The organism is Slackia faecicanis (assembly GCF_003725295.1).
Lineage (GTDB): Bacteria > Actinomycetota > Coriobacteriia > Coriobacteriales > Eggerthellaceae > Slackia > Slackia faecicanis.
The window spans coordinates 59,328-71,878 of the sequence record NZ_QICB01000006.1 but is presented as its reverse complement, the minus strand read 5'-3'; the positions used below and the strand labels follow the sequence as shown (position 1 = coordinate 71,878).

Genomic DNA, 12,551 nt, shown 5'->3' with positions numbered 1-12,551 from the left:
GGACCATCGGCGTTCCTGCATTGCCGACGGTCCGCCTTGATTGTTCGATGCACATGCGGAAGGGGCCGCGGTGCGGCTTTCGCAGCCGGCTCCTGTGCAGCCCGGCCTCTTCCGCTGAACGAAAAGGACCCGCCGCATGCGGGCCCGCACGGGGGAGGCATACGATGCATATCAAAACGATCGGCGTCGAAGACTGGTTGAACGTGTGGGAGAAAAGCGCGACCTACGACATAGCGCAGTCCACGATTTCTTCGATGACCATGGACGAGATCTTGGCCCTGGACGGCGAAGAGGGCGCGACGTTTTACGAGCGCCTGGGCCGCGAGAAGATGAACTACGGTTGGATCGAGGGTTCGCCCGACTTCAAGGCCGAAGTGGCCAAGCTCTACCGCAACGTCGACCCCGACAACATCCTTCAGACCAACGGCGCGACGGGCGCTAACCTGCTCGCCCTGATGGCCCTGGTGGAACCCGGCGATCACGTGATCGCCGAATACCCGACCTATCAGCCGCTGTACGAGATTCCTCGTACGCTCGGCGCCGAGGTCGAATACTGGCGGATTCGCGAGGAGAACGGCTGGAACCCCGATATCGAGGACCTCAAGAAGCTCGTTCGCCCCGATACCAAGCTGATCTGCATCAACAACGCTAGCAATCCGCTGGGAACGGTGCTGCCCGCAGAGACGCTCGAGCAGATCGCGGAAATCGCCGCGTCGGTGGGCGCCTACGTGCTCTCCGACGAAGTGTACCTGCCGCTGCAGGATACCGAATCGTTCGTTTCCATGGCCGACCTGTACGACAAGGCCGTGGTGTCCAACAGCCTGTCGAAGACCTATTCGGTTCCCGGCGTGCGCATCGGTTGGACGGTGTCGAACAAGGAAGTGGCCGACCGCTTCCGCGTATACCGCGACTACACGATGATCTGCGACGGCGTGTTCAACGACGCGCTGGCCGTGCACGTGTTGCGCAACCGCGACAAGGTGCTCGACCGCAATCGCAAGATCGTGTTCAGCAACCTGGCCATCGCCCAGGAATGGGTGGATAGCGAGCCCCGCGTTTCGTGGGTGCCGCCGAAAGCCGTTTCCACGTCCTATATCAAGCTCGACATTCCGATCGATGACGAGGAATTCTGCAAGCGCCTGCTTGCCGAGCAGGGCGTCCTGCTTGTGCCAGGCAGCCGTTTCGAGCTGCCGTGCGGCGCGCGTCTGGGATACTGCGCGCCCGAGGCGACGCTTCGCGAGGGCCTGAAGCGCCTGAGCGCCGCGTTGCGCCGGTTCGATTAAGCCGGGCGGCCCGCTTCGCGCGGGCGTGCCCCATGCGGCTTCGTGCCGCGCTTCTTTCATCCATTCGAAGGATCCGCTCTCTTACCGGAGCCCCCTTTCGTGGAGGCCGGAATGCCCCATTTGTTCCGGCCGATCTGATACAGAAAAGCAGCCTGCGGTGTGGTGTCGCAGGCTGCTTTTCGTTTATGCGGAAGCGTTCGCGCCGAAGGGCCGCGAACGCAGACGGCCCCCGAGCTGCTGTGTCGCAGGGCAGCTCGGGGGCCGTTTTTGCGCAAACACGCATGCGGCGTTTCGCGGGGCCTCTGTCGCGGAGGGGCCGAGGCGTCTTACGCCGCCACGAACGTGAGGTCGTTTTTCTGGCGATGGCGGTCCATGATGCGGCGCTCGAGTTCTTGCAAGGTGGGCGGTGTCCACGAGATGGCGTTGGCGCCCGCATCGATGGTGCTCAGGATGGATTCGTCGGTCGATCCGCCGCTTGCCATGATGGGCATAGCGGGGAAGGCGCGGCGGATGTCGGCCACCACGCGGGGGGTTTCTTTCGCGGCCGCCACGTTGACGATGCGCGCGCCCGCGGCGATCTGGTCGAAGGCCATGGCGTCGAGCTTGGTGACGGTGACCACGATCGGCACGTCGACGCGCTCGGCCATGCGAGCGATGGTGTTGGGGTCGGTCGAGGCGTTCACGACCACGCCCGCCACGCCCTGCATGTCGGAATGCACGGCAAGGTCGATCGCGCGTTGGCCCGTGGTGACCGCGCCGCCCACGCCCGTGAGCACGGGCATTTCGGCGGCGGACAGCAGCGCCTGGGTGATGGCGGGCTGGCAGGTGAAAGGATAGACGGCCAGCACGGCGCCGGCGTTGCTGTTGCGGATGATCGCGATATCGGTAGAGAAGATGAGCGATTTCACGCAATGCCCGTAGAGGGAGATTCCACTGCACTGCTCGATGGCTTCGGGGACCTGGATCCCTACATTTCGCAAGGTTCCTTCTACAACGAACGGATCGGTCTGGGGCATGCCGCTCACCTCCTGTCTGATGATTTCGTGACAGGATGCATTGTAGGTATGCAGGTTGCGTGCAGGTGATGCCATCGCCGAGCGTTACCGATCCGACACCGAGGTTTTCCTGGGATTTTGCAGAAACGGCCCCGGCTCGCCCTGTTGTGGCGCATAGTTCGCGCTCCGGGCTCGAGAAGTTGCACGCGGTGCCGTTCGGGCCGTCGGCGGCGTTCGCGGATGAAAACGATCGCTGGTAAATCCGCCGCGCGCTTTCGCATGCGCTTGTGTGATAGTGGCATCGAAACCATGCGGCCGCACGCAAGGGGCATGACGGCCGCGTCTGCCGACGATATTCGAAAGGGGAATGACGCATGCAGGTCATCGAAGAACAGGTCTACGCGTTTTCCAAGGACAACTCGCCGTGCGCCACGGCGAAACCGGGCGAGCTTCTGAAGTTCGTCACGAAGGATTGCTTCAGCAACCGCATTCCTGACGAGAGCACCACCATGGCCGATCTTGATTACACGTACGGATTCGCCAATCCGGCCGCAGGCCCCGTATACATCGAAGGCGCCGAGCCCGGCGACGTGCTGGTGGTGGATATTTACGAAATCGATGTGGCCGACGAAGGCACTGTGGCCACCGATGACCATTGCGGCCCGCTGTTCGAAGGAACCGACTATCGTACGAAGAAGGTCAAGATCGTCGACGGCATGGCCGATTTCAACGGCGTGAAGTTCCCGATCGATCCCATGGTGGGCGTGATCGGCACGGCGCCCGACGGCGACGACGTGATCGACGGCTTCGTAGGCGCTCACGGCGGCAATATGGATAACAAGCTCATCACCCGCGGCGCGCGCCTGTATTTCCCCGTGCGCGTGCCTGGCGCCCTGCTGCAGATGGGCGACGTGCACGCCGCCATGGGCGACGGCGAGCTGTGCGGCACCGGCATCGAGATTCCCGCGGAAATCACGGTGAAGGTGCAGCTGGTGAAGAACTTCGAGCTTCATTGGCCCGTGCTCGAGACCAAGGACAAGTGGTACGTCAACGCCAGCGCCCCGAAATATGACGAGGCCCTGATGAACGGATCCAAGGAAATGCAGCGCTTGCTGATGGCCGTGACCGGCTGGGACGCGGTGGAAACCTATATGTATATGTCCATCCGCTCCGACGTCGAAATCAGCCAGGGCTGCGAGCCGTGCGAGGTGCAGCTGTCGCTGCGCATCGGCACGCCGAAATTGCCGCAGTTCGCGCCGCTTGTTCCGCGTCCGTAAACGAGGTCGCGAAACCGTGTGGAAAAGGGGCGGCGAAGGCACCGTTTGCCGCCCCTGAACAGCCGTTTGCCGTTCTTGTTCCGTGAGCGTTTTTTACCGCCGTTTCTGATGTCGCTTTAGCGCGGTGCAGTGATAAACTTCACGGCATCGACAAAATCAGACAAGACCGAAGCCGGATGATTCCCGCGTGGCATCCGGCTTCGATCGCGCCTGATGAAAGCATGTCTTCGGAAATGAAAGAGGTGTCAAATGGCAGAGACCGAAGCAAAGGCCAAGGGCGCGAACGCATCGCTCGAGCAATTCGGCTACAAGCAGGAATTGCGCCGCGGCATGGGTCTTTGGGACGTCGTTCTGTACGGCGTTCTGTTCATGGTCATCATCGCCCCGCATTCGATCTGGGGCCTGGTGCAGCAGCAGGGCTTGGGCATGTCTACCCTGGTCTACCTGGTCGGTTTCGTGGCGATCGGATTCACGGCTTTGAGCTATGTTCGCATGAGCGGCAGGTTCCCCATTGCGGGCTCGGTGTATTCCTACGTGCAGCGCGGCCTGAACCCCCATGCGGGCTTCATGTCCGGCTGGCTGATCCTGCTTGACTACTGCATCACCCCGGCGCTGCTCTACACCATGGTGGCGAACTGGGGCGTCATGCTTGTTCCTGGAAGCCCCTGGTGGCTGTGGGTCATCGTGTTCGTAGCCTTCAACACGTTCGTCAATATCCGCGGCGTTTCGCTGACCCGCGGCATCGACTTCGTCATCTTCGCCGTTGAAATCATCGCAGTCATCGCCTTCGTTGCCCTGGGTTGCAACTTCATCCTGGGCGGCGGCGGCACGGGCGAGTTCAATATGGACCCCGTGTGGCAGCCTGAAGAGGTCACCCCGAGCTTCCTGGCCGCAGGCATCTCCATCGCGGCCCTGAACTTCCTCGGCTTCGACGGCATCTCTACGCTGGCCGAAGAGACCGAGCGCCCCGAGAAAAACATCGGTCGCGGCATCCTGATCGCCTTGGGCATCATCATCGTGTGCTTCGTCGCCCAGACCTATATCGCCTCGTTGGTCCAGCCCGACTGGGCTTCCTGGTCCGAGGAGCACGCCAACAACGCGTTCTTCTACGGCTGCCAGCTTATCGGCGGCGATATCTTCATGAAGATCATGCTGGTCATCAACATCGTGGCCATCGGCATTGCCAACATCATGAACGCGCAGCTCGCCGCCTCGCGCCTGCTGTACTCCATGGGCCGCGACAAGGTTATCCCGAGCATCTTCGGCAAGGTTCATCCCAAGTACAAGACCCCCTGGGTCGGTTCGATCTTCATCGGCGTCGTCGCGCTGGTGCTCGTCGCCATCCTGGGCATGGCCGATCTTGCCACGCTGGTCAACTTCGGCGCCCTGGCATCGTTCATCATGCTGAACTTCTCGGTGTTCTGGTTCTTCTTCATCAAGGAGGGCAAGCGCAAGACGTTCGGCGACTGGGTCAAATATTTGATCTGCCCCTGGATCGGCATCATCATCCTGGCCTACGTGTTCACCGGCTTCCAGACCATGACCTACATCATGGGCATCACCTGGTTCGTCATCGGCTTCATCATCCTGGTGGTGAAATCGAAGGGCTTCAAGGAGGTTCCCGAGGCGTTCAAGCATCTTGATGTGTAACGCGTCGAAGCACGTTTGAACAAACGCATACACGCGCCGCAAGGCCCGCCGCGATCGAACGGCGGGCCTTGCTTGTTTTCGGCAAAAAATGTGCAGAAAATTGCGATAGGGCGACATCGCGAGGGTTTTTCGGGCCGCCCGTCACCTGAGCTCGCCGCGGCGGTTTATTGCGCCGTCTCGCGGCGGCTTCTGTCGGCTTCGCCGCTTTCGGCCAGGTCGATCAGCTCCTGCTGCGAGTGCACGTCGAGCTTTTTGTAGATGCGCTTCACATGCGTCTTTACGGTGTTGCGCGATATGACGAAGTGCTCCTGGATGAAGCCCACGTTGCGTCCGTGGGCCATGCAAAGAAAGATCTCGGTCTCGCGCTCCGTCAGGCCGTGCGCCTTTCCGATTGCCGTGCATTTCTCGTCGAACGATTCTTCGCGCTTCTCTTCGCAGGTGGGAACGCGCGGGGTTTCCACGGCGTTGATCGTCTGCTCGAAGCTGAAGCCCCTGAAGCCCAGCCAGAGGAATGCGACGAACACGAACAGGGCGCAGGCGGTGATGGCCTGGGCTTCTTGGCCGCCCAAAGGCATCATGTCGTTAACGGCATGGCCCGCCACGGCACCCACGATGGTGCCCAGGGCGCGCGCGGCGTTGGCCAGGCCCAAGGCGATCATGAGCGCGAAGGGGTTCTGCTTGCCGATCGCGGCCACGGTCATCCACAGAAGAATGTCGAAGCAGTTGCGGCCGATGCGCAGCAAGGCGTTGGCCGTCGCGGCGTCGCCCTCGAACGTGAACGGCGCCGCCAGAAAGCCCGCGATGACCAGCAGCACCGAAAACGAAAACAGCGCGTCTTCGCCGCCCGGCTTGCGCACGAGCGCGATCGTCACGGCGACGGCAAGAAGCACCGCCCATTCTACGGGGCTGATGTTGGGCGCGTTGCCCACTTCGTTGAAGGTGAGAGCATAGCCCGAGGCGATGCTGAACACCAGAATGCAGGCGAACAGCGCGTTGGTGGGCTTGAGGAATGCGCGCGGGTGGGATATCTCGAGGTCAGATGGCGACGAGGCATGCTGCATGCGCGTCATGAATCCTGATGCGGGCGCCCACGACAGGGCGAGCGCCGCAAGGGGGAGCGCCGCCATGGCCGCCAATCCCGCTTCGAGCGGCAGAATGCCGATCAGCTGCTCGACCAGGTCGCTTGCGGCGATGCCGAAGGCCGCGGCCAGCGCGGTGTGGCGCGATGTGGGCAGCAGGCAGATGGCAAGGCCGTAGAACACGACGGCCCAGATGTGGCCCAATTCGAAGAACAGGATGCCCGCCGTGGCCATGGCGGTCGATTGCAAAACGACGGCGGCGTAGAGCAGCGCCGTCGAGCTTGCCGTGGCCACCGCGCTCACGGCGGCGACGGTCTTCGCGTCGAGCAGGGCGGGGCGTTTGCTCGCCAGTACGGCCACGCCTATATAGAGCAGCGCGCGGGCGGCCGTGTCGATTTCTCTTCCGATGGGGAAGAACTCCGCGAAGCGCGGAAATAGCACGCTGTTTTGGATCCAGCCGTACACGCCCATGAGCACCACGGCGGCAAGGGCGCATGCGAATGCCCGCTTTCCCTTGATGTTTCGCATCGGATATCCCCTCCTGTTATCCACGGACCATTGTATGGGTTTTTCGGCCGCACCAGGGGTCCCATTCGGGCTCCCATGCAAGATACCCCCGTCGGGGTGACGCGCTTCATCAGGCATTTCTTGGAGAATGCCCCTGGCAGGGGAAGTGACGCCGCGGCTTTCGGGCCTTAAGGTGGGGCGAGTTTCGCGACGGCTTTCCGTTCGCCGTTCGCACGAAACGCGTCCGGCTTCGGCGCGCCTGCGATGCATTCGACATGGCGGCGGGCGCCGGATGCGCGAGGCGTGCGAGCGGCGGACGGGCGGAAAACAAGGGCCGCTTCGCCGTTGCGGGGGAAGAACGTCAAGGAGGGATCCGGTATGACAGCAGAAGTATCTCGTCGCGGCTTTCTGGCAGGCATGGCTGGCGTAGGCGCTTTGGCCGCCGCAGGCCTTGCGGGCTGCGCGCCGTCGAAGGCCGAAGGCGCGAAGGAGGCCGCGCCCGAGGGGGCACAGACCGGCGCCGATACGGCCGATTGGCTGGGGCAGGCCCCCGAAATCGCCGACATCGCCGAAACCAAGGAATGCGACCTGTTGATCGTGGGCGCGGGCAACGGCGGCATGGCCGCGGCCGCCTATGCGGCCGACCGGGGCATCGACTTCATGGTGTGCGAGGGCAGCACGCAGGTCGGCGCCACGCGCCATTGGTTCGCGGCGCTCGACACGCCTCCGTTCGCCGATCGCGAGCCGGTCGATCGCCAGCGCCTCATGGGCGAAATTGTCCGCTATTCGTCGGGCAACTGCGACCAGCGCTTGATCAAGATGTGGATGGACGAGTCCGCCGACATGTTCGCCTTCGTCGACGGGATCATGAGCGCCGCCGGCGCGGTGGTGATCGCCGACGAGAACGACATGCCGGGCGGCATGGGCGGCACGTCGTTTTACACGCCGCCGTTCGAGCATCACTATGCCGACGAAAACGGCGACCGCAAAGGCATCGAAGAGCGCAATGTGCTGTTCGAGAAGCACATCAACGAAGCGGGATACGAGGTTTCCTACGGCCACTTGCTGGCGAAGCTCGTGCGCGAGGAAGGCGGCCGCGTGACCGGCGCCATCTTCGAGACCGAGAACGGCTATGTGCAGGTGAACGCCAAGAAGGGCGTCATGCTCGCCACCGGCGGCTATGCGGCCAACCCCGCCATGGTGAAGGCGCTTTCTCCCGTCACGGCGCAAAGCGTCACGGCGTTGGGCTACAACCAGAATAATAAGGGCATGGGTATCAAGGCCGCCATGTGGGCGGGCGCCGCCAAAGACCTTACCAGCGCCACGATGATCTTCGACCGCGGCCTGGTGGCTCCGGGGACGCCGGCCGGCTACACGCCCGAAAGCATCGAGGCGGGCGATCCGCAGTTCCCGAGCAACGGCCAGTTCAACCCCGGCACGCAGCCGTTTTTGAAGGTGAATATGGCGGGCGAGCGTTTCGCCAACGAATCGGCCGACTACGACTATCTGCCGCATGCCGCCGCCCAGCAGCCGAACGGCACCTACATCTCGGTGTGGGACGGCAATTTCGGCGAGGACGTGCAGCGCTTCCACACGCTGGGCTGCTCGGCTGGAACGCGTATGGGCGTGCAGGCGTTCAAGAAGGAAGACGGTTCCTACGACCTGGACGGATACTTCCAGAAGCAGCTCGAAGACGGCCGCCTGCAGAAGGCCGACACGCTCGAGGAGCTGGCCGAAAAGCTGGGCTTCGACGCCGAGGCGAAAAAGACCTTCCTGGCCACGTGCGAGCGCTATAACGAGCTCTACGACGCCCAGGAAGACACCGACTTCTTCAAGGAGGCTTACCGCCTGTCCGAGCTGCGCACGCCGCCGTTTTTCGGCGCCACGCTGGGAGGCACGCTGCTGACCACTATCGACGGCATCCGCATTAATGCCGACTGCCAGGCGCTCGACACGCAGGGCCACGTGATCGACGGTCTTTTCGCCGTGGGCGATTGCTCGGGCAGCGTGTTCAGCGGAAACTACCCCGACCAGCTGCACGGCTTCGCCTGCGGCCGCACGATGACCGAGGCTCTTCACGTGGTGAAGGTCGTCGCGGACATGTAGGTTTTTCGGCCGCCGCGTCATTTGCGGCGCGGCGGCGTGCCTTGTCGCTTCTATCGACTCCCGGAGCGCCGCCCCCCCCTCCTCCCTTCTTTCTTCTTGCGGTGCTCCATGCTTTCGGCGGGCTTTCGGGCCCGCTTTTTCGTTTTCTTCGTTTCCGGCGTGTTTCGCCGCCGCGCTGTTCCTGTGGATGCTCCCCGTTTCGCCCCTTGTTCGTCCTATATCGTTTGGCAGCGGCCCTCGGTACCGCTACCATGAATCAGGTTTGTGTTCGAATCGCGGGCGGGGCGCCGGCGAAGAAGGGGGAAACGGACGATGGCGGAAATCCTGGAAGCGGTTATGCTGATCTGCTTCGGCCTTTCGTGGCCGATGAATGCTTACAAGAGCTATAAGGCACGCACGGCGGCGGGCACCAGTTGGCAGTTCTTGATGCTTATCTCGCTGGGCTACGTGGCGGGCATCGGCGCGAAATTCTGCGCCGGTCTCATCAACTGGGTGTTGATCGTGTACTTCCTCAACCTGGCGTGCCTCGGCGTGAACTGGGCCGTGTATTTCCGCAACAAGAAGCTGGACAAGGATGCGGAAAAGAAGCTCGTTCGCGCATAGGTCGGACGTGCTTCCTACGGAATGGAAGGCGTGCGCGGTTTCTGCGGGCAAAGCGGCCGCGCACGCTGAAAGATGCCGGTGAATGTCGCTCTACGCGACATTTTTTTTGTTCACGGCATCTTGCCGAAATATCGCGGAAATCAGGGGTTTTCCATCGGGTTTTTTCACTATACTACGGGCGAAAAAGGCGGCATCGATCAGGGGAAGCGCCGCCGCGTTCCGCAAGGAGGAACCATGGAAGACAAGACCACGCCGATGGCTCCGCAGCCTTCTTCCGACGATGACCGCTCCGTCGCTTCTGATGCGCAGTCTCCCGAGAAAAACGGACCTGTCGACGGCTCTGTAGACGAGTCGGCCGAGCCTGCGGCTCCGAAGAGCGCGCCGGTTGAAGGTCCTGCGGCCCCGAAGGCCGCGCCGATCGAGGCTCCTGCCGCCCCGAAGGAATCTCCTGTGGAAGCGCCGGTCCAGCCCGAAGCCCCGAAGGCAGATCCCGCGTTCGCGCCGCAATCTCCTGCGGATCGCACAGATAAGCCGACGGAACCTGCAGCTCCGAAGAGCGCGCCTGATGCGGCTTCGGCCGCGCCCGCCGAAGCGCCGACTCGACCCGCAGCTCCGAAAACGGCTCCGGTCGAGTCGACCGCAGCTCCCGTCCAGCCTACGGCTTCTGCCGCAGCGCCCGTGCCGCCGGCCCCGAAGGCGCCGGTCGCTCCGCAGGCGGCCGCTGCCGCTCCTGCGTCTGCGCCCGCTGCCTCGCCGACGCAGCCCATGGGAGCCCCCGCGCAGCCGGGCGGCCCCGCGCCCCAGCCCGCTGCCGCGCCTATGGGCGCCTATCCGCCGCCCCCGGCGCCGAATGCTCCCGTCAGCAATAGCAACAAGGCGACGGTTGCCTTGGTCTGCGGCATTCTGGCGATCGTGTTTTCATTCATTCCGATCGCCGGCATTATCTTGGGCATCGTAGCCATTGTCTTCGCCGGCAAGGCCACGCGCATGTTCGGCCATAGCGGCAAGGCTACGGGCGGCAAGGTCTGCGGCATCCTGGGTATTGTGTTCTCGGTACTGATGATCGTGTTCACGGTGGCCGTGATGATGTTCGGCTACAGCGTGGCGTCGTCGATCGATGAGGCTTATGAAGACGCGCCCGCATACGTTTCGTCTTCGAACGAATCGTCCAGCTGGTCTTCGGCGGCCGACGCGATCGATATGGACAAGGATCAGCAGGCCGTATACGACCAGGTCACCGTGCTTTTCGATGGCATCGTCGCGAAGGATGCGAAGTTCAAGGACGAGCTTTCCGAAGAATACGGCGAATCCTTCGAGCAGAATTTCGGAGCCACGTATGCTGAAATGGGCATCGATCCCGCAGCGTTCGCCGAATGGGCTCTGACCGACTTCTCGTATGAAATCGACAGCGTTTTCGTCGAAGGCGACACGGCCACGGTGTATGTCGACACCACCGAGCGCGACACGTTCCAGTTCCTGATGAACTTCGGCGATGCCGTTGCGGCTTACAGCCAGACCATCGATGCGGGCACGGTGTCCGATGTCGATGCCAAGGCGAAGGTGGCCGAGCTGTTCAACCAGACTATGGCCGAAACCGCCGAAACGACCACGTATTTCGCGGCGTTCGACTTCAAGAAGCAGGGCGATGCCTGGGTGATCGACGAAGAATCCGCCGAGGAAGAATTCGACTACATGTTCGGCACGTTCTAAGACATATCCGTCCGATCGGGCGGCCGAAGGGGAGGGCGCATCGTTTGCGCCCTCCGTGCGTTTTCGGGGCCGGTGCGAAGCCGGCCAGGCGGCGCGTTAGAGGCTTTCGGCTTGATACTCGCGCATCAGCGCGGCGAATGCCGGCAGCGCGCCGTCGATGACCGCACGGTCGACGCAATAGCCGATGCGCACCCATCCTTCGATACCGAAGCTGTCGCTGGGCACCACCAGCAGCTCGTGCTTCTTGGCGCGTTCGGAGAAGGCCTTCGCGTCGGGTTCGAGCGCGCGCATCCACAGGTAGAACGCGCCTTGGGGCGCTACGCATTCGTAGCCGAGCTTGGCCAGGCCGTTATACAGCGCATCGCGGTTTTCGCGGTAGGCGTCGACATTGCAAGGCACGTCGACGCATTTCTCGATGACGCCCTGGAACAGCGTGGGCGCGCAGACGTAGCCGAGGGCCCTGCCCGCGCCGCATACGGCAGCGTAGACGTCGGCAGCATCGGCCGCCGCGGGCGGAACCAGCACGTAGCCGATGCGCTCGCCCGGCAGGCTGAGCGATTTCGAGTACGAATAGCACACTAGCGTGTTCTCGAAGAGCGTGGGAATGAAAGCCACGTTGGTGTCTCCGTAGACGATTTCGCGATACGGCTCGTCGGAAATCAGATAGATCGGATGGCCGTATTCGTCCTGCTTGCGCCGCAGCGTATTGGCGAGCTCCACCAGGTCGCATTCGGGATAGACGGCGCCGGTGGGATTGTTGGGCGAGTTCACGATCACGGCCTTGGTGCGTTCGGTGACGGCGTCTTCGATCGCCTGAATGTCGAGCTGGAAGCTGCCGATGCGCGCGGGCGTTTCCACGCAGACGCATCCGGCGTTCTCGATCCAGACGCGGTATTCGGGGAAGTACGGGGCGATCACCATGAATTCGTCGCCTGGCGCGCCAAGCGCGTTGATCGAGATAGAGATGGAAGCCGCCGCGCCCACCGTCATGTATAGGTTTTCGGCAGAATACGCGGTGCCGAACCTGTGGTTGAGCGATTCGGCGATCGCCCTGCGCACGCCGGGCGCGCCTGGAGCGGGCGTGTAGCCGTGCACCTGCTGAGCGGGCATTTCCAGCAATTCGAGAGCTGCCTTCTTCACGGCCTCGGGGGCGGCGACGCTGGGATTGCCCAGGCTGAAGTCGAAGACGTTTTCGGCGCCTATTTCTTCTTTGCGGGCGAGTCCGTACGCGAAAAGCTCGCGGATGGCAGACGGTTCGCTGCCCAGTTCGTACATGCGCTGATTGACCATGCTTCCCCCTCTGTTCTGGCAGGATGTCTTGTTTGAAGGGCACGAATCGAA

Annotated in this window: 9 protein-coding genes; 6 read left to right on the top strand and 3 right to left on the bottom strand. The window is 62.8% G+C overall.

All coding sequences use genetic code 11. From position 1 onward, the window contains the following. Positions 1-164 precede the first annotated feature (164 nt). Complete coding sequence (locus DMP07_RS07495) at positions 165-1,283, top strand: aminotransferase (RefSeq protein ID WP_123198531.1); 1,119 nt, start codon at positions 165-167, stop codon at positions 1,281-1,283. 326 nt (positions 1,284-1,609) lie between these two features. On the opposite strand, the gene DMP07_RS07490 is transcribed toward DMP07_RS07495, so the two are convergent. Then, positions 1,610-2,374, bottom strand: coding sequence for a dioxygenase (locus DMP07_RS07490; protein WP_244594936.1), 765 nt, complete (start codon positions 2,372-2,374; stop codon positions 1,610-1,612). A gap of 278 nt (positions 2,375-2,652) precedes the next feature. Between DMP07_RS07490 and DMP07_RS07485 the strand changes: the two genes are divergently transcribed. Next, positions 2,653-3,555 carry an acetamidase/formamidase family protein gene (locus DMP07_RS07485; RefSeq protein WP_123198529.1) on the top strand — a complete coding sequence of 301 codons (903 nt, stop codon included), beginning with the start codon at positions 2,653-2,655 and terminating at the stop codon, positions 3,553-3,555. A 249-nt stretch (positions 3,556-3,804) separates the two neighbouring features. After that, entirely contained in the window at positions 3,805-5,205 is a 1,401-nt protein-coding gene (locus DMP07_RS07480; RefSeq protein WP_123198528.1) for an APC family permease, read from the top strand. Between the two features lie 164 nt (positions 5,206-5,369). On the opposite strand, the gene DMP07_RS07475 is transcribed toward DMP07_RS07480, so the two are convergent. Further along, entirely contained in the window at positions 5,370-6,812 is a 1,443-nt protein-coding gene (locus DMP07_RS07475) for a helix-turn-helix transcriptional regulator (RefSeq protein WP_161957054.1), read from the bottom strand. A 357-nt stretch (positions 6,813-7,169) separates the two neighbouring features. On the opposite strand from DMP07_RS07475, the gene DMP07_RS07470 reads away from it, so the two are divergent. The 3 genes from DMP07_RS07470 (at position 7,170) to DMP07_RS07460 (ending at position 11,210) form a co-directional block, all read left to right on the top strand. After that, positions 7,170-8,897, top strand: a complete 1,728-nt coding sequence (locus DMP07_RS07470) for an FAD-binding protein (protein WP_123198526.1) — start codon at positions 7,170-7,172, stop codon at positions 8,895-8,897. Positions 8,898-9,209: 312 nt separating this feature from the next. Continuing rightward, positions 9,210-9,500: a hypothetical protein gene (locus tag DMP07_RS07465; protein WP_123198525.1), complete on the top strand. Its 291-nt coding sequence runs from the start codon at positions 9,210-9,212 to the stop codon at positions 9,498-9,500. 234 nt (positions 9,501-9,734) lie between these two features. Continuing rightward, on the top strand, positions 9,735-11,210 hold the full coding sequence (locus DMP07_RS07460) for a DUF4190 domain-containing protein (protein WP_123198524.1): 1,476 nt from the start codon (positions 9,735-9,737) through the stop codon (positions 11,208-11,210). Positions 11,211-11,306: 96 nt separating this feature from the next. On the opposite strand, the gene DMP07_RS07455 is transcribed toward DMP07_RS07460, so the two are convergent. Beyond that, the gene (locus tag DMP07_RS07455) at positions 11,307-12,500 is read right to left on the bottom strand and encodes a pyridoxal phosphate-dependent aminotransferase (RefSeq protein WP_123198523.1); all 1,194 of its coding nucleotides are present in this window, start codon (positions 12,498-12,500) and stop codon (positions 11,307-11,309) included. Positions 12,501-12,551: the final 51 nt, after the last annotated feature.

Excerpts from the sequence above, each read along its gene's own strand:
- DMP07_RS07495 (WP_123198531.1), top strand. The coding sequence starts at position 165 with ATGCATATCAAAACGATCGGCGTCGAAGACTGGTTGAACGTGTGGGAG.
- DMP07_RS07490 (WP_244594936.1), bottom strand. The coding sequence starts at position 2,374 with ATGGCATCACCTGCACGCAACCTGCATACCTACAATGCATCCTGTCAC.
- DMP07_RS07485 (WP_123198529.1), top strand. The coding sequence starts at position 2,653 with ATGCAGGTCATCGAAGAACAGGTCTACGCGTTTTCCAAGGACAACTCG.
- DMP07_RS07480 (WP_123198528.1), top strand. The coding sequence starts at position 3,805 with ATGGCAGAGACCGAAGCAAAGGCCAAGGGCGCGAACGCATCGCTCGAG.
- DMP07_RS07475 (WP_161957054.1), bottom strand. The coding sequence starts at position 6,812 with ATGCGAAACATCAAGGGAAAGCGGGCATTCGCATGCGCCCTTGCCGCC.
- DMP07_RS07470 (WP_123198526.1), top strand. The coding sequence starts at position 7,170 with ATGACAGCAGAAGTATCTCGTCGCGGCTTTCTGGCAGGCATGGCTGGC.
- DMP07_RS07465 (WP_123198525.1), top strand. The coding sequence starts at position 9,210 with ATGGCGGAAATCCTGGAAGCGGTTATGCTGATCTGCTTCGGCCTTTCG.
- DMP07_RS07460 (WP_123198524.1), top strand. The coding sequence starts at position 9,735 with ATGGAAGACAAGACCACGCCGATGGCTCCGCAGCCTTCTTCCGACGAT.
- DMP07_RS07455 (WP_123198523.1), bottom strand. The coding sequence starts at position 12,500 with ATGGTCAATCAGCGCATGTACGAACTGGGCAGCGAACCGTCTGCCATC.